General features: G+C 30.6%; 20 protein-coding genes and 1 riboswitch. Of the genes, 13 read left to right on the forward strand and 7 right to left on the reverse strand.

What is annotated here, in order from left to right:
- The first annotated feature begins 174 nt into the window (after positions 1–174).
- The 3 genes from KA894_RS03535 to KA894_RS03545 all read left to right on the forward strand — a co-directional run bounded on the left by KA894_RS03535 (position 175) and on the right by KA894_RS03545 (position 1,742).
- The gene (locus tag KA894_RS03535) at positions 175–429 is read left to right on the forward strand and encodes a GlsB/YeaQ/YmgE family stress response membrane protein (protein WP_096811065.1); all 255 of its coding nucleotides are present in this window, start codon (positions 175–177) and stop codon (positions 427–429) included.
- Between the two features lie 135 nt (positions 430–564).
- Positions 565–1,095 (forward strand): hypothetical protein, encoded by a 531-nt coding sequence (locus tag KA894_RS03540; protein ID WP_210133701.1) that lies wholly within the window; start codon positions 565–567, stop codon positions 1,093–1,095.
- A 158-nt stretch (positions 1,096–1,253) separates the two neighbouring features.
- A complete protein-coding gene (locus tag KA894_RS03545; protein WP_119488029.1) occupies positions 1,254–1,742 on the forward strand; it encodes a GNAT family N-acetyltransferase in 489 nt (162 codons plus the stop codon).
- Positions 1,743–2,069: 327 nt separating this feature from the next.
- Here the strand turns inward: KA894_RS03545 and KA894_RS03550 are convergent, their stop codons facing one another.
- Entirely contained in the window at positions 2,070–2,405 is a 336-nt protein-coding gene (locus KA894_RS03550) for a hypothetical protein (RefSeq protein ID WP_119488030.1), read from the reverse strand.
- Between the two features lie 229 nt (positions 2,406–2,634).
- On the opposite strand from KA894_RS03550, the gene KA894_RS03555 reads away from it, so the two are divergent.
- The 4 genes from KA894_RS03555 to KA894_RS03570 all read left to right on the forward strand — a co-directional run bounded on the left by KA894_RS03555 (position 2,635) and on the right by KA894_RS03570 (position 5,243).
- Positions 2,635–2,823, forward strand: coding sequence for a hypothetical protein (locus KA894_RS03555; RefSeq protein ID WP_096811061.1), 189 nt, complete (start codon positions 2,635–2,637; stop codon positions 2,821–2,823).
- Between the two features lie 201 nt (positions 2,824–3,024).
- On the forward strand, positions 3,025–4,338 hold the full coding sequence (locus tag KA894_RS03560; protein ID WP_096811060.1) for a LysM peptidoglycan-binding domain-containing protein: 1,314 nt from the start codon (positions 3,025–3,027) through the stop codon (positions 4,336–4,338).
- Positions 4,339–4,664: 326 nt separating this feature from the next.
- Positions 4,665–4,862 (forward strand): hypothetical protein, encoded by a 198-nt coding sequence (locus tag KA894_RS03565; RefSeq protein WP_096811059.1) that lies wholly within the window; start codon positions 4,665–4,667, stop codon positions 4,860–4,862.
- Positions 4,863–5,006: 144 nt separating this feature from the next.
- Complete coding sequence (locus KA894_RS03570) at positions 5,007–5,243, forward strand: hypothetical protein (RefSeq protein WP_119488031.1); 237 nt, start codon at positions 5,007–5,009, stop codon at positions 5,241–5,243.
- A gap of 310 nt (positions 5,244–5,553) precedes the next feature.
- On the opposite strand, the gene KA894_RS03575 is transcribed toward KA894_RS03570, so the two are convergent.
- Positions 5,554–6,345, reverse strand: a complete 792-nt coding sequence (locus KA894_RS03575) for a poly-gamma-glutamate hydrolase family protein (protein ID WP_119488032.1) — start codon at positions 6,343–6,345, stop codon at positions 5,554–5,556.
- Positions 6,346–7,113: 768 nt separating this feature from the next.
- Here KA894_RS03575 and hypR point away from each other — a divergent pair.
- Both hypR and merA read left to right on the forward strand, forming a co-directional pair.
- A complete protein-coding gene (gene hypR / locus KA894_RS03580; RefSeq protein ID WP_115342449.1) occupies positions 7,114–7,548 on the forward strand; it encodes a redox-sensitive transcriptional regulator HypR in 435 nt (144 codons plus the stop codon).
- On the forward strand, positions 7,535–8,857 hold the full coding sequence (merA, locus tag KA894_RS03585) for a hypothiocyanous acid reductase MerA (protein WP_115342448.1): 1,323 nt from the start codon (positions 7,535–7,537) through the stop codon (positions 8,855–8,857). Before hypR ends, merA begins: the two co-directional genes overlap by 14 nt.
- 335 nt (positions 8,858–9,192) lie before the next feature.
- Here the strand turns inward: merA and KA894_RS03590 are convergent, their stop codons facing one another.
- Both KA894_RS03590 and KA894_RS03595 read right to left on the reverse strand, forming a co-directional pair.
- Positions 9,193–9,369 carry a hypothetical protein gene (locus KA894_RS03590; RefSeq protein WP_170006901.1) on the reverse strand — a complete coding sequence of 59 codons (177 nt, stop codon included), beginning with the start codon at positions 9,367–9,369 and terminating at the stop codon, positions 9,193–9,195.
- Positions 9,370–9,798: 429 nt separating this feature from the next.
- Positions 9,799–10,023: a hypothetical protein gene (locus KA894_RS03595; RefSeq protein ID WP_096811054.1), complete on the reverse strand. Its 225-nt coding sequence runs from the start codon at positions 10,021–10,023 to the stop codon at positions 9,799–9,801.
- A gap of 293 nt (positions 10,024–10,316) precedes the next feature.
- Positions 10,317–10,413: riboswitch (guanidine-I (ykkC/yxkD leader) on the forward strand.
- Positions 10,414–10,467: 54 nt separating this feature from the next.
- On the opposite strand from KA894_RS03595, the gene KA894_RS03600 reads away from it, so the two are divergent.
- From KA894_RS03600 to KA894_RS03610, 3 genes are all read left to right on the forward strand, one after another.
- Complete coding sequence (locus KA894_RS03600; protein ID WP_096811053.1) at positions 10,468–10,794, forward strand: DMT family transporter; 327 nt, start codon at positions 10,468–10,470, stop codon at positions 10,792–10,794.
- Positions 10,794–11,108: a DMT family transporter gene (locus tag KA894_RS03605; protein ID WP_096811052.1), complete on the forward strand. Its 315-nt coding sequence runs from the start codon at positions 10,794–10,796 to the stop codon at positions 11,106–11,108. The genes KA894_RS03600 and KA894_RS03605 overlap by 1 nt, the downstream gene beginning before the upstream one ends.
- 489 nt (positions 11,109–11,597) lie before the next feature.
- Positions 11,598–12,224, forward strand: coding sequence for a LysE family translocator (locus KA894_RS03610; RefSeq protein WP_096811051.1), 627 nt, complete (start codon positions 11,598–11,600; stop codon positions 12,222–12,224).
- Positions 12,225–12,294: 70 nt separating this feature from the next.
- Here KA894_RS03610 and KA894_RS03615 read toward each other — a convergent pair whose 3' ends face one another.
- On the reverse strand, positions 12,295–12,660 hold the full coding sequence (locus tag KA894_RS03615; RefSeq protein WP_115342447.1) for a DUF4870 domain-containing protein: 366 nt from the start codon (positions 12,658–12,660) through the stop codon (positions 12,295–12,297).
- A gap of 105 nt (positions 12,661–12,765) precedes the next feature.
- Here KA894_RS03615 and KA894_RS03620 point away from each other — a divergent pair, with 105 nt between their 5' ends.
- Complete coding sequence (locus tag KA894_RS03620; RefSeq protein WP_115342446.1) at positions 12,766–13,344, forward strand: histidine phosphatase family protein; 579 nt, start codon at positions 12,766–12,768, stop codon at positions 13,342–13,344.
- A gap of 291 nt (positions 13,345–13,635) precedes the next feature.
- On the opposite strand, the gene KA894_RS03625 is transcribed toward KA894_RS03620, so the two are convergent.
- Both KA894_RS03625 and KA894_RS03630 read right to left on the reverse strand, forming a co-directional pair.
- Positions 13,636–13,851, reverse strand: a complete 216-nt coding sequence (locus tag KA894_RS03625; RefSeq protein WP_096811048.1) for a hypothetical protein — start codon at positions 13,849–13,851, stop codon at positions 13,636–13,638.
- 333 nt (positions 13,852–14,184) lie between these two features.
- Positions 14,185–14,805: an NDxxF motif lipoprotein gene (locus KA894_RS03630; protein ID WP_096823959.1), complete on the reverse strand. Its 621-nt coding sequence runs from the start codon at positions 14,803–14,805 to the stop codon at positions 14,185–14,187.
- Positions 14,806–15,014 lie beyond the last annotated feature (209 nt).

Here is a 15,014-nt window from a genome sequence, read left to right on the forward strand (position 1 = left end):
GTATGCAGAAGATTCATAACTCCCGTTATAAAGGCCCCTTTAATTAGGGGTCTTTTTTATTTAGCATTTTATAGCTATTTACGAATTAAAAGTATGTATGGTATTGTATTTTCATGTTGATTATCGCAATATTCGTGTATCTTAAAATTTATAGTTAAGAAGGAGATTATTCATATGAGTTTTATAATAATGATTATTGTCGGTGGTTTGATCGGCTGGATTGCAGGTGCTATTGTAGGTAAAGATATCCCAGGAGGCATCATTGGAAACATTATTGCTGGACTTATCGGTTCAGCTATAGGGAGCAGATTATTAGGTACTTGGGGACCAGTATGGGGCGGCGTCCCAATCTTCCCAGCGCTTATCGGCGCTATCGTACTTATTTTTGTAGTTTCACTTATTGTTGGGGCACTTAAAAAGAATAAATAAAGACACAATATAATGGAAAGCCAATGAATGATACAACAATTTCTTAATATAACGGGTAGAAAATGATGAACAATTGTAAAAAGCGTTGCGGTAATCAACGACCATCTCTAATTTTAAATTTAAAGGTGGCTTATTATGATTAATATCATTTCCGCCATTGGTTCTATAGGAACATTTATAATGGCATTGTTTTATTTTATTTCAGTTTCGATTCAATTATATCAAATGAAAATCACATTTATTCCTGCTTTAGGGTTTAATCAGATTCTACTTTCTCTAGATAAAGATAACCAATTACAAATGATTAATACAAGCGCTGATTCTCTTAATCATCAAGACTATTTAAAGATGTATAATTTAGGAGGCGGCGCAGCTAAATACATTAAGATTGAAATTTTGTTAGATGAAGATAGTGTAATTCAGAAAAAATATGTGAGTATTTTACCTAGTAAAGAAAGCTATTTGTTACCAATCAATAAAGATGTTTTCGATGAATTACAGTCTACGATTCAAAATAATGGTTATGAGTCTCATTTAAATATAAAAATTACTTATTACCATAATGTAAGTAGAAAAGAAAAAACGATTATGTTAAATGGTAAGCTAGATAGATTTAATACGTATGAAGAAAAAGCACTTTATGAATTACAATTTATTAATAAATAATAACTGATAAGTATATGCGTTTTTTATGTAAATCATTTAATGGACAACACTCATTTGCTAACTGATGACAGTTATGATGAGTGTTTTTTGTTATATTTTCTAACATTAATTTGCTGCTGGTTTACATTCAATATACAATAAGTGAGAGGTGATATTTTATGATACGACATGCACAACAAACAGACTTACAAGCTATTTTAGCTATTTATAATGATGCGATTTTAAACACTACTGCAGTTTATACATATGAACCAGTTACATTAGCAGAAAGAGAAGTGTGGTTTTATTCGAAATTAGAAAAAGCGGAACCTGTTTTTGTTTACGTTAAAAACGGTAAAGTGGTTGGATTTGCAACATACGGACCATTTAGGAATTGGGTAGCATATCAATATACAGTGGAGCATTCTATTTACGTTGCTCCCGAAACACGTCATGAGGGTATTGCTTCCCAATTATTAACTAAATTAATTGATGAAATCACAAAAAATAATTTTAAAACAATCGTAGCAGGTATTGATGCTTCTAATGTCGGGAGTATAAAACTTCATCAGAAATACGGTTTTGAAGCATGTGGGAATATAAAATGTGTTGGTTATAAATTTGAACAGTGGTTAGATTTAGCATTTTACCAATTAATACTAAAGTAAATCATAAAGCATATAAGTAGAGAAATATGAACATAATGAATGATAAAATTCAATAGTATGGTTGCGTCATTTTTTTATACATAAATGGAAATGTATATGCGAATTGAAGCGGAATAGGCTTATCTTTATGATTAATAAGTAATTAACGAATTAAATCATCAACTGTGGCCCCATGTATTTTAGCAAGTTTGAATGCCAAAGATCACGAAGAGTTGTATTGATTGTTTTCAATAGCATTAATAATTTGTCTAGATACATTCACGACTTGGTTTCATGTGAATTGAGAAATGCATTGCTATGACGATAAACGTTAATTTTATTTTTGATTTAATGACCTTTTGACATATATTTACGTCTAATATAGAAATAGTTCATAATAGCTAATGAGAAAATAATGAATATCATAGTTATTTCTGGATAGTTTCCAAATAGACTATGATTAAAATCCCACACATTTAATAAGCGCATGATAAGAATAAATAACAAACTATATACACTCCATACGCAGGTTCTTGCTAAAACCGCTAAAAACATTTTTCTTTGCCTCTCGTCAAATTGATCGTTTGGGTGGTCAGTTAGCTCTGAAGGTAAAAATTTATGAGACAAGACGTTCCAACTAGCTGAAAACAATAGAACTACAATAAAAATAATTAAATATTTCATATATGACACCTCGAAATTAAAATAGGTTTAACGTATCATTAACATAAAAAAATTGCGTAATATGTCAAATCTTTTTAACATTATCTATAGTCAATTTGAAATGTAAAAATCTGGTTATTTTAGTTTATAAAATGGGTATGAATAAATAAGCAGTGTAACTTATTCGTAAGGATATATTAAGGTGAATATTACTGAATAAGCGCATTTTTAACGATTTGGGGTGTTCGTGGTGTCTGTACTGATTTTGTTATTTCATGTAATCTGTTTAATCATTGTGGTAAGCGCTGGTATTGTAGCAATAAAAGAGTTTAAAAAACCTATGAATAAGCGGAACCAAAGGAAAATTGACTCAATATTAGTATTAGTGCTCATAGTGGCTTTAGTCGCGATTTTATCAAGTGTTTTTACAGATATATAATCAAAGTCGTTACTCGAAATGAGTAGCGGCTTTTTTTGTAAATAATTAAAATATAATTTTTGTTATTATAATGAGCCAAATAAAATAACATTTTGTAAATGTTTCAAAATTAATATAGAATAAATTAAAGAGGTTTTGAAAATGAATTTTTTTGAAATCGACATGTAATATGATTCAAATTTTAACTAGGGAGATGTTGTTATGAAATTTAGGTTTGGTGTTTCACTATTATTGGTTTCTAGCTTGCTACTTTCGCAAACGGCGATGGCTGCCCAAGATAATAATGAACAAAACACAGATAAAAGCAATAAGCAAAATAGAGAGGACACCAGCAAAGCGATTGATTATGAAGAAGCTCAAAAAATGAGCCCACAACAATTGAAAAATGCACTGACACCAGAAGATTTAAAATTACATAATAAAGTTGCAGAACATAATAGTACAGAGATGAGAAGTTTTGCTGCAAATCGTGCTTATCAAGATGTGAATACATATATAGCAAATAATAATATTAAGCCAGCGAAGATTGTTCAAGATACTAGAATAAATAATTTGCCACAGTATAGTTATAAGTCTGGCAAATACATTGGTGTAGTTATTCATGAAACGGCTAATCCAAATAGCACGATTGATGGTGAAGTGAATTATATGTACAACAATTACAATAGTGCATTTGTTCACGCATACGCGAGTAGTGATAAAATTATTCAAACTGCCCCAAGCCAATATTTAGCTTGGGGGGCTGGCGCAAACGCGAACCCTTATTTTTATCAAATCGAATTAACAAGGTCTAATACATTTGATGAATTCGCTAAATCTGTAAATAACCAGGCCTATTTAACAGCAAAAATGTTGAAAGCTAATGGTTTACAACCTTCTCTTGCAGATAACAACCAAGGTACAGGGACAATTATTAGTCATAATGCTGTAAGTCAGTATTGGGGTGGCACAAACCATACGGATCCTATTGGTTATTTTAGTCAATGGGGATATGACATGAACCAATTTTACAGTTTAGTACAAAAACATTATAAATCTCTTTCAGGTGACGATAGTGATGATGCTATTACTGGCAGCACATACAAAGTGACAAAAGGAGATACGCTTTACAGTATTTCAAGACGAAGTGGTGTTTCAATTGATAATATAAAAAAATGGAATAACTTAAGTAGTAACAATTTAACTGTGGGGCAAGTATTGAAGTTGAAAAATCCCGAAACACCGAGTGATTCGATTACTGGCGATACACACAAGGTAGTCGAGGGAGATACGCTTTATAATATTTCGAAAAGAAGTAAAGTGAGTGTAGATAATATAAAAAAATGGAATAACTTAAAATCAGATCATATTAGTAAAGGGCAAACTTTATACTTAGTTAAAACACACACTGTTAAAAAGGGAGATACGCTCTACAGCATTGCTAAAAAGCAAGGGACGAGTGTAGAAAAAATTAAAAAGGATAATAAATTAACGTCGAATAGTTTGAAAATAGGACAAATTTTAAAAATCAAATAAAAATTGCTACTGTCAATAAGGCCGAACATTTATAATGTCTCGGCCTTCAATATAATTTAGAATATGTGTATTTGAAATAGAAATAGTCCTTATATAAGCGTTTTACCTTCTATATTCAGTCTGTTCTAATCTTGTGTTAGTACTGTTTTTCTCTTTTTATTAAAGTTGTGGAATGTATCATGTCGTGTTAAATTAACTCTATGCATAGAAATTGAGAGACTAATATATACATTATTTCAAATATTAAAACGTAGGTGTCTAAGTTCAGAGAGTATGATTTAGAAAGATATCAAAATAATTAATATTGATATCGTAGGGGCATGTTTATGAAATATTTTAATCATTATTTTACGTTATTATATGCTTTTTTATTGATAGGGTCTATTTACCTTATTTTTGAATATACAAATTTAAAATCATTTGAAGGCAAGGGATTTTGGATTTATATTATATATATGATATTTGGTGTGTTGATTGGAATAATGAACCGTAGATATCGTATCAAAAAGGACATACATCAATAAAAAAATAAATGAACTTCATTTAGTGATAGCCAAAAATGAACAAGTGTATGTATAAAGTTTATGATTCAATCACACATATAGAGCACTTTACTTAGTTATAAAATATAAATCAAAAGATAATTATAAAACTTGAGGTGAAATGCTATGTTAACAAAAGGAATTAAACATCGACGTGTTAAATTATTATTTGATTTTATTGGAATTCTGTCTGCAATTGGCGTGTTGATTATTGTATTTATAAATAGTTACGTGGGTAATCATTCTGGGAATTTTAAATTAGGCTTCGACGTGTATGGTACAGATATGATTATAATGAATATCTTCTTATTAATTACGGTGGTGTGTGCAGTGATGTCTATTATTTTAAAAAGCATAAAATGATATTGGTAGTGTAGTAATTGTTAAATGCTTTAGACAAATGGTACACCATTTGAAAGATGCGTTATAGTGGGTATTCGTTAAATAGTTTGTAGAATAAGAAGAGCCTGGGGGAGCAATATATGCCCCAGGCTCTCAATATGCTTGGCTGTAGTAAACTAGAATTAAAATATACTAATCGTGACGTTTTTATAAGGCAACTATTAAAAAGTCTTAGCCTGTATAATACAAAATAACCTCAGTTAACGAAAATAAAATAAAGATACCTTCGTTGAATTTATTTTAAAATGAGTTATTTAATAAATTAAATTTTTTATGTTTGAGAGTGAATGCCTTTAGTGACAGCTTCTGCAAAATCATAAATAGATTGACGATATTTAGAAGTGTTCTCTCTCGTTTTTCTGTCTAAGTTATCTTTTTTGAAAAACGATTTTCTGATAGAAGTAGATATCTCAAGTTGTACACCAGAACCACTGTCGTTTTTATTAATAAAGTTATTATTTGAACTCCCGTCAATACGGTTGGGACTTTCCTCTACATTAAATCCTTCTTTTTCTAATTCTTTCTTAATTGAATCGGCCATTTTTTTATCCCGGCCACCAATATAAACTGCATTCTCATCGCTTTGAAAGCCATGTATAGAAATAGATTCTTTAGATTTATTACTCATTTCTTTTAATTTAGAATCATCAAAACGAGTAGAAGTAATATGTAATTGTTTATTATTTGATTTTAATAATCCTTCAAAGCTGTATAAGTTGAAATCTCCTTTTTTAGAGATAATCTTAGCTAATTCAGAAGTACCAGGTTCAATGCCACCACCATGGATAGCAGTGATTAATATATCTTTATTATTAGTTTTCTTAATGTTTCTTTGCCAATCGCTATTTTTCTCAGTGTCTGATTTTAATTGAGAGAAATTTTGGTATTTATCCTGATTTTGAGATTGGTCTTGGTTATGGGATTGATCTTGATGCTGGGATTGATCATGGTTCTGAGGTTGGTCCTGATTCCATACGTATGTGAAATATAAACCGAGTAATACTATGCCGACAATAACGAGCATAATTAAATAATATAAATAAGTTTTTAAGATGTTTTTCATAATTAGCTCCTAAATCTATATATTTAGTGATTGTTAAATTATAACAAAATTATTAATAATATATAAGTTATAAGTAATTTGCAATTGTATTACTGATTCCGTAATACCTAGTTACATTTTAGGGTATGACATAATACATAGCCAATAATGAAACAGTTGAAAATGAACATATGGTTGGTAGATAAAAGATTTATTTTAGGAGAAAGGTTGTGAATTTATTGGATATAGTAACGAAAATGTAAAACAATGTGCCTAGTGATAAAGTGTTTGAAGCTTTTGTAAATCCAGATTGTGTTGGAGGATTCTGGTTTTCCTCTGGCTCTGAGCGTTGATGTTAAGGAAAAACAACAACTTACGATATGAGGCGTATAATGCTGAAATTAATATATTTATAAAAAATATTGTTGAAAATGAAGAAATTAACTTTAAATGAGGAGCATCGCATTCAGTCACAATTCATTTTAAATGTAATAGTCATTACACGATAGTGACTACAAGAGAAAGTGGGTTTAATGGAAATGATGTGAAGCGCTTACTGGGACAAAAAGAAGGTGGATTTATATGTCAGTTGTTTAAAGATATATATGGTATACGATAATAAAATAAGAGGTGCATGATTATAAGTTCCATGAAGAGGAGAGATGTTAAATCATTTTGAACGCTTTTCGTTATAATATAGCAAAGGATTAAACAAATGATTTGTGTGAAATAAAATTGTATGTTTAAATGTAACTATAAAAGTTTCAATTAAAATCAAAAGGTGAGACTATGAATTTAGAATTTAATATAGCAGTACACTTATTATCATTTTTGGTAAAGCATTTTGATGAACGTTTTAATAGCACTGAATTAGCTGAACGTATTTGTGTAAACCCAGTGCAATTACGTAGGGTGACGCGTAAATTAAATCAATACCAATATCTAGAAACATCAAGAGGTAAGTTTGGTGGGTATCGAGCCAACATTACAACGGCTCGGGTGAATTTAGCTGAATTATTTATACTTTTTAATGAAGATAAATCGGAAGGACGTATATATACTGGAGATGAAAGCAATAATTGTGAAATATCTAGAGAGATTGGTAATACAATGTCTAAGTTCCACAAAAAGGAACAGCAGATATTAATCGATTATTATAAAGGTATTACAATACGTGATGTTTTAAATGAAACGCTTAAGGAGGATACTAATGAAACAATTTGATTTACTTATTATAGGATTCGGTAAAGGCGGCAAAACATTAGCCAAATTTGCAGCTGGACAAGGGAAAAGTGTCGCTGTAGTTGAAAAATCTAAGAAAATGTATGGTGGTACATGCATTAATATAGGATGTATTCCTTCTAAAACGCTTGTACACGAAGGATTAGAGCATGGTTCATTTGATGAAGCTTTTTCTAGAAAAAGCGACGTAGTTAATGCTTTAAATAGCAAAAATTATCATAATTTAGCAGATGATAACAATATAAGTGTCCTAGATTATAAGGCAGTATTTACGTCTAATAAAGAAATTGATTTATTAGATGAAGACGATCAAATACAAGAAACAATCACAGCAACTGACATTGTTATAAACACAGGTGCGAATCCCGTTATTCCATCCATTGATGGTGTAGAGACGTCACAACATTTATACGATTCTACAGGTATTATGGCGTTGACAACTCAACCTAAACAGTTAGTTATCGTTGGTGGAGGATATATTGCATTAGAATTTGCTTCTATGTTTGCGAATTTTGGTACACAAGTCACAATTTTAGAAAAACATGATGATATTATGCCTAAAGAAGATAAAGAGATTGTTTCTGAAGTTAAGAAGGATTTAGAAAATAAAGGCGTAAACCTCGTATTGAACGCAGATACAGAACGTTTTGAAGATACAACTTCTGGCACGATTGTGCACACTACGAAAGGTAACTATGAAGCAGATGCCGTATTATTAGCAACTGGCCGTAAACCTAATGTAGATTTTGGACTAGAAAATACGGACATCAAAATTGGTGAACGTGGTGAAATAAAAGTAGACAAACATTTACAAACTGATGTACCACATATATACGCATTAGGTGATGTGAAAGGCGGTATGCAATTCACTTATATTTCATTAGATGACTTTAGAATCGTCAAAGACCAGTTATTTGGGAAAGGCGAACGTACAACTGAAAATCGTGGCGTTGTACCTTATACAGTATTTATTGATCCTCCATTATCACGCGTTGGTTTGACAGCAGGAGAAGCCAAAACGCAAGGTTATCAAATTTTAGAAAATGCAGTTCCAGTTAATACAATCCCACGTCACAAAGTAAACAATGACACAAGAGGTTTGTTTAAATCAGTAGTTAACAAAGAAACAAATGAAATACTAGGTGCGACATTATATGGTTTACAATCAGAAGAAATCATTAATTTAATAAAATTAGCAATCGATCAACGCTTACCTTTTGAAGTATTGAAAGAGAATATTTATACCCATCCTACAATGGCAGAATCTTTTAATGATTTATTTAATATGTAGGTAGCAAACAGTAATAAGTATACATTTGCTAAGATTTGTATATAAGGACTACTAAGGTTTAGAGCATCGTATAAAGCAAGTTCATGCATAATAGAATACGACAGAAAACGTATGTTTCTAAAATGGTTTCTGTCCTATCTCGGTAAAGGTGACTAGAAAAAAAGCATGCAAGAGCTAAAATGCTTGCCATAAGTGCCTTCAACTTAATAAATTAAGAAGTGGTACTTTAAAAATTTAATATCAGTGTATTTTCATTCCAGTTATCTACTGCCAATATGATATTTAAGGCTGAGACATTGTACTAAATTTGTCTCAGCCTTCTTATATGAAACGTATTATATTATTGACTTAATAATCTGACCAATCAATCCAAAAATACCAATAACTAAACAAACAACGCCGAAGCTAACTAAACTTTGTTTTTTGCCCACGTTTTCTTTTTTTGGTATACGATTATTTAGGATGAGCAACACAATACCAACAATAATGAGTAATATTGAGATAATCCACATTTTGCGTCCCTCCTTATGTAATTTGATTATGACACATGCTCTTATTATATATTTACCCTTTTACTTTCTAGGATTAACGCATTCGTCTTGTTATTTATAATGATATTATGCATATTAAATTTAAAATACGGTTTATATATATTATAAATGATTATGTAAAGAAAGGGTATAGTTAGATATAAAACAAAAAAGCCAATAAATGTCGTGTTTTTAATGCGGTGATTTATGGGGCTATTGCAAATAAAGCCTATCCAAATTATGAAATAGAATATTAATATATCCAGGGACGTTCTCCTGCGTGTATTTAATTTTAAACATGATATCGAAAATTAAAAACAGATATGTTATTGGTGCTAATCAAAAATTAAAAGATGAGTATACTGATTCGTATGCATCAGTTATACTCACCTTTTTGGTCGAGGATTTAGATTATAAAATATTGTGGCTCACATCCTCGTGTGAATAGTTTTTTAATAATGAACAGCCTAGTGGATGTTGACCGTTATCTACATAGTGATTGATTTCCTCAAGTACATCTAAAATCTCGTATTCAGGTGTATTGATATCAAAAGTATATTTGAATATTTGTTTCTTGTCGGATAATACAGTAGCAATAAGTTCATCATTTTGCATTTTGTAATTTAATAATTTCATCATAATCCCTCGCTTTTATAAAAATTTATAGTTTAATTAATCAAAGTACTTAATTGAGAATGAGTTTCATCAATCACGCTATTAAATTATAATTATTATAATTTAATGCTTAGTATACATTAAAATTCATAAAATGTAGAGAGTTTTGACTCGAAAAATTATAAAAAAAGTGCAAAATTAAGCGTTAATCTTATGTTAAGCGTTTTCCTTATGATAATTATTATAATTTATGATAAAATTCATTTCTTAAGCTTGAATATAAAAGTGTAATTTGATATGATTTAAATAATTGAATAAACGCTTTCTAGGGTTCCACAACATTTTTGTTGGTTCGGTCCGAGAGAAAGCCACATATATGATGTGACACGGAAGGATAAAAGCCTGGGAGATAGTATGAACAACTATCTCCCGGGCTTTTTTAACTTTTTTAGGAGGTATCTTATTATGAATTGGTTAAAAATTATTATTGCAGCTGTCTTTGAAGTAGGATGGGTGATTGGTTTAACGCATGCTTCATCAGTATTTGAATGGATTTTAACTATCATTGCTATATTTTTAAGCTTTTACTTGCTTATTGAAGCATCTAAAGTATTGCCAGTAGGAACATCTTATGCAGTGTTTGTTGGACTTGGTACGACCGGTGTGACATTATTTGATTTTCTATTTTTTGGACAACCATTTAATTTAGGGAAAATTATTTTAATAATAACATTATTATTAGGTGTAATTAGCTTGAAATTAGTGACAACAAGTGATGGGGGGCGTTCGTAATGGCTTGGATTTTATTAATTTTTGCAGGTGTTTTTGAAATGTTAGGTATCACGTTTTTGAATGCTTATGTGCATAGTCGTAAATGGCGTTCGCTTGGATGGATGATAGCTTTCTTTGCAGTGAGTTTCTTAGCGTTATCCATAGCAATGAACCAATTGCCTATGAGTACGGCTTATGCTGTATGGACTGGTATTGGTGCAGTCGGAGGGGCTGTTTTAGGTATGCTATTTTATAAAGAGTCAACTGATATAAAAAGAATTATCTGTATTATTGTCATATTAGGCAGTACGATTGGTTTGAAATTAATAAGTTAATGTTTATTGTATCAATCAATATTAAGAAGATGTGTAATCCTCTTATTGGCTAATGTTAGTCTTTAATGTGTTTGATTTGCTTTGGAGGTTTAGAATAGAACTTACAGCTTACGCAATATGCGATAGTTTTTTCTAGACAAAATATAAAAAGATCGAAAAATAAAGATTAGCTTATTCTCGATTCATTGAGTTATTGCTAATAAAATAGAAGAGAGCAGGGTGAAAACTTTTGAGTAAAATCGTTTCTGTCCTGCTCTCTATTAAGTGTAATATGTTTATGAATATAAAAGACAAGTAGCCGATTCTCGACTACACAGGTAATATAGCATAATCGTTTAATTTGAATCAATTCAGACGGTGTATTTTTATAGTAAAATGTTTAAGGCCTAGCTTGTAATATACTTTCTTTGAATTATTAAAAAATAATGGACTAGCGTGTTGCGATGGTCAGTGCATCTTGATAACATAAACAAAGTGGAGGTGCATAGAATGGAAGGATTAGCCGCATTTATTACAATTACTTTAATGATTATTATCGTCCCTGGTCCAGATTTTTTTGTAGTAATGAAAAATTCGATTACTTCAGGTAAAGGTAATGGCGCAATGGCAGCGTTAGGTATCACAACCGGTCACGTTGTTTATTCTTTATTAGCGGTTTTTGGTATTATTTTTATATTAGCAAATATGTATTATGTATTCTTAGTAATTAAAATACTTGGCGCTGGTTATCTTATATATCTAGGGATAAAAAGTATTATAAGTGCACGTCAAGGTATGAATTTTTCTGTAACGCAAATCGAAGCGCAACAGTTTAGTTATTTAAGCTCTTATAGACAAGGCTTTTTGAGTACCATATTAAATCCGAAAGCACTACTCTATTACATAAGTATTTTACCGCAATTTTTAAGTACGGGTGAAGGCGTTACAACACAAATAGCCATACTGTCAGCGATTGTAACTACAGTTATTTTATTATGGTTTATTTTTTGTGTTTATATTTTTCAATATATCAAGCTACTTTTTGCTAATAGAAAAGTCAAAGCCATTTTTGATTACGCAGTAGGAACAGTTTTAATAGGTCTGTCACTTAACTTACTATTTAGTAAAAGTAGTTAATAAAAGCGAATATAAAAAGGGAGGATGGTTTCACGTTTATTAAGAACCATCCTCCTTTTTAAATATTATTTTACGGGTTAAAATAAGCATTTTCAGAAATTAGTACTTTAACACCGCGATAAACGTTTTTAATTGTATACCAAATGGTCAATATGATTAAAATGATAGAGAAAATAATAGCGATAACAGTAATCGTGTTTTGTTGCTGATTGAGGAGTGTGCTTCCTAAACCTAACGTAATTGCAATGAAGACTGGACCGATATATGTGATAATATGATAAAATAACGATTTAGCTGCATGCGCAGACGCTGGCTTATCAGCAAAAATCCAAATAATGATTGGTAAAATAATAGGTGCAAAAAATATACTAAAATAACTGATAGAAGATAGAACGCGACCGCCTTGTGTATCCGAATGTAATGATTGTTCATTCATTTTTATCACCTCATGTTAATCATAACAACAATAAAAAATGAATTATAGTCTATATGCTCCATCTAACAAAAGTGTTAGATGAGATAAAAAGGAGGATAAATCAATATGAAAATATACTTAATTCGACATGGTGAATCTAAATCTAATTATGATAAAAAAGAAGGGAATCATTATTTTTGTGGCCAATTAGACGTGCCTTTAACGGAAAAAGGAGCGCGCGGCGCACAACGATTACAATATCATTTTAATAAAATGAAGATTGACCATATCTATTTATCAGATTTAACGAGAACTAGGCAAACATATAATGCAATTTTTGATAAATTTATCCCTGCAACTGTGACCCCTTTATTAAGAGAACGTTCTTTAGGTATTTTTGAAGGTAAAAAAGTGAGTGAAGTTGAACAAGATCCTCAATATGCAGCATATTTTGGTAATGGCGCATATCATGCATTTAGACACAGCTTTACTCAAAAAGCGCCAGAAGGTGAAAGTTATGAAGATGTATTGAAACGTGTAGAAGCTTTCTTTAAAAATGAAGTAGACCCATCTTTAGAATCTATTGTAATTATTGCGCATCAAGTCGTAATCAGATGTTGCTTAGTATATTTAGGGTATGAAAATAAAGATACTGTAATAGACAAAAAAATAGAAAATTGTGTACCGTATGAAGTTGAAAAATAGCATAAGAATCTAAAGATAAATACTCACGGCCAAAATAAAAATAAAATGCACCTTCGTTAAATAAGGCGCACTGTTATATTTAAGTATTTTAATTTTGAACGTACATACTTGCCAATGCGTATGATTTGGTGCTGTAGTTTCTGATACAGACTTCTGTGGGTCTCAGTATGCTATCAATAGATGGCCAGGAATGAAAACACGCTTCAAGCTTTATATTTACATTAACTAGCCATCCTTGGCAGGGCGCAACTGAGCAATCATTTTAGAGAAATGTGAACTCTGCCCTGTCAGTTAATATCTTTTTGCTGCTGTTAAGCTATCATGAAATCCTTGAAAAATTGTGTGTATATTGTCTAAAAAACTACCGACAATAACTGCTAGTATGACGTAAGTTATACTTAGAGCAATTGATTTATATGAGATAACGCCATATGTTTCTTTCTTCTCAAAGAGATTAAAAGCTATGAAGACAGCAGCCATTGCACCTAGTAAAATAGTTATCACCATGGGTGCTACCTCCTTAAAATGGTTTCTCGACTGTGCTCCTACGTTTACTGTATTTGATCTTATACTAAAGGATAACAAACACAACTCTGAGAAAAAAAGACATATCATATTAAAAAACCTTACAATCATGTAAGGTTTTTTACAAATATAAGTCAATGTTTTTCGAAAAATAATGTGTAAGCGTTTAAAAAGCTTTATGAGACTGGAAATTAAAGATGTCATCGTTTTGTAATGCTATTGATTTAATCTCTTATTAAGTAAAGTAAATATGACATTTATTTAAAATAATGTTCACAATTATGATTATTATTTTCATAAAAATAAATAATGTGGTTATTTATCTACTGCGTCACTTTTTATGCCTTTTTCTTTAAGGAATTTTTTAATTTTTTCTTGTTGTTTACCATTTACATCTCCAGCGTATTCTGTCGATACATCTACAACGTTCAATTTGTTCTGGGGTTGGTAATTCACTTCTTCAATTTGTTTATCAGCATCTTTAATTGTGCTATTTAAAGCTGTGAAGTAAGTGATAATACGGTCAACATGGGTTTTATAACCTTTTGGTAAATGATTTTCTTTGACGAATTTCTCGAAGCGTACATCATTTTTGATAGCGTTGTGAGACAAATCTGATAATCTTTTTGCTTGAGCATCTGTAATTTTAGTATCAGTACCCGTTTGTTTATCTAGTTTATACTGTATTAAATATTTGTTGTCTATAATATCTGAGTTAACATCTAAATACTTTTTAATTGCTTTATTCATTTCCTCTTCACTAATGGCTTCATCTGTTTTATTCGAACTAAAAATGTCATTTTCTGTTAATTTTTTGACATCGGTAGGTGCGTGTCTGTCACTGTGTTGTTGGTCATCATTCGAATCTTCGTTAGAACATGCGGCGAGTATAGCAGTTAGCATGAGTACTAACGATAAAAATATACTTTTTTTCATAGAACGTACTACTCCTTTAATCATAGTCCTGTTTATATCATAATCTATTTGCTCTTGAAATTATAACTTAAGGGTATCATCTCAAGCTACTGATTTATATAGACGAATGATACATAAACGCACAATCTTTTGAACGAAATATAAAAGTGCAATCTGACTTAAACGATTTGTTATGGATGTTAAAACATCAAAACGGTACGATTTATTAA

Origin of the sequence: Staphylococcus sp. GDY8P131P (assembly GCF_017891975.1) — a bacterium.
Taxonomy (GTDB): Bacteria; Bacillota; Bacilli; order Staphylococcales; family Staphylococcaceae; genus Staphylococcus; species Staphylococcus nepalensis.

Excerpts from the sequence above, each read along its gene's own strand:
- KA894_RS03575 (WP_119488032.1), bottom strand. The coding sequence starts at position 6,345 with ATGAAAAACATCTTAAAAACTTATTTATATTATTTAATTATGCTCGTT.
- KA894_RS03625 (WP_096811048.1), bottom strand. The coding sequence starts at position 13,851 with ATGGTGATAACTATTTTACTAGGTGCAATGGCTGCTGTCTTCATAGCT.
- KA894_RS03615 (WP_115342447.1), bottom strand. The coding sequence starts at position 12,660 with ATGAATGAACAATCATTACATTCGGATACACAAGGCGGTCGCGTTCTA.
- KA894_RS03570 (WP_119488031.1), top strand. The coding sequence starts at position 5,007 with ATGTTAACAAAAGGAATTAAACATCGACGTGTTAAATTATTATTTGAT.
- KA894_RS03605 (WP_096811052.1), top strand. The coding sequence starts at position 10,794 with ATGGCTTGGATTTTATTAATTTTTGCAGGTGTTTTTGAAATGTTAGGT.
- KA894_RS03565 (WP_096811059.1), top strand. The coding sequence starts at position 4,665 with ATGAAATATTTTAATCATTATTTTACGTTATTATATGCTTTTTTATTG.
- KA894_RS03560 (WP_096811060.1), top strand. The coding sequence starts at position 3,025 with ATGAAATTTAGGTTTGGTGTTTCACTATTATTGGTTTCTAGCTTGCTA.
- KA894_RS03545 (WP_119488029.1), top strand. The coding sequence starts at position 1,254 with ATGATACGACATGCACAACAAACAGACTTACAAGCTATTTTAGCTATT.
- KA894_RS03600 (WP_096811053.1), top strand. The coding sequence starts at position 10,468 with ATGAATTGGTTAAAAATTATTATTGCAGCTGTCTTTGAAGTAGGATGG.
- hypR (WP_115342449.1), top strand. The coding sequence starts at position 7,114 with ATGAATTTAGAATTTAATATAGCAGTACACTTATTATCATTTTTGGTA.
- KA894_RS03590 (WP_170006901.1), bottom strand. The coding sequence starts at position 9,369 with ATGTGGATTATCTCAATATTACTCATTATTGTTGGTATTGTGTTGCTC.
- KA894_RS03610 (WP_096811051.1), top strand. The coding sequence starts at position 11,598 with ATGGAAGGATTAGCCGCATTTATTACAATTACTTTAATGATTATTATC.
- KA894_RS03535 (WP_096811065.1), top strand. The coding sequence starts at position 175 with ATGAGTTTTATAATAATGATTATTGTCGGTGGTTTGATCGGCTGGATT.
- KA894_RS03620 (WP_115342446.1), top strand. The coding sequence starts at position 12,766 with ATGAAAATATACTTAATTCGACATGGTGAATCTAAATCTAATTATGAT.
- KA894_RS03595 (WP_096811054.1), bottom strand. The coding sequence starts at position 10,023 with ATGAAATTATTAAATTACAAAATGCAAAATGATGAACTTATTGCTACT.
- merA (WP_115342448.1), top strand. The coding sequence starts at position 7,535 with ATGAAACAATTTGATTTACTTATTATAGGATTCGGTAAAGGCGGCAAA.
- KA894_RS03550 (WP_119488030.1), bottom strand. The coding sequence starts at position 2,405 with ATGAAATATTTAATTATTTTTATTGTAGTTCTATTGTTTTCAGCTAGT.
- KA894_RS03630 (WP_096823959.1), bottom strand. The coding sequence starts at position 14,805 with ATGAAAAAAAGTATATTTTTATCGTTAGTACTCATGCTAACTGCTATA.
- KA894_RS03540 (WP_210133701.1), top strand. The coding sequence starts at position 565 with ATGATTAATATCATTTCCGCCATTGGTTCTATAGGAACATTTATAATG.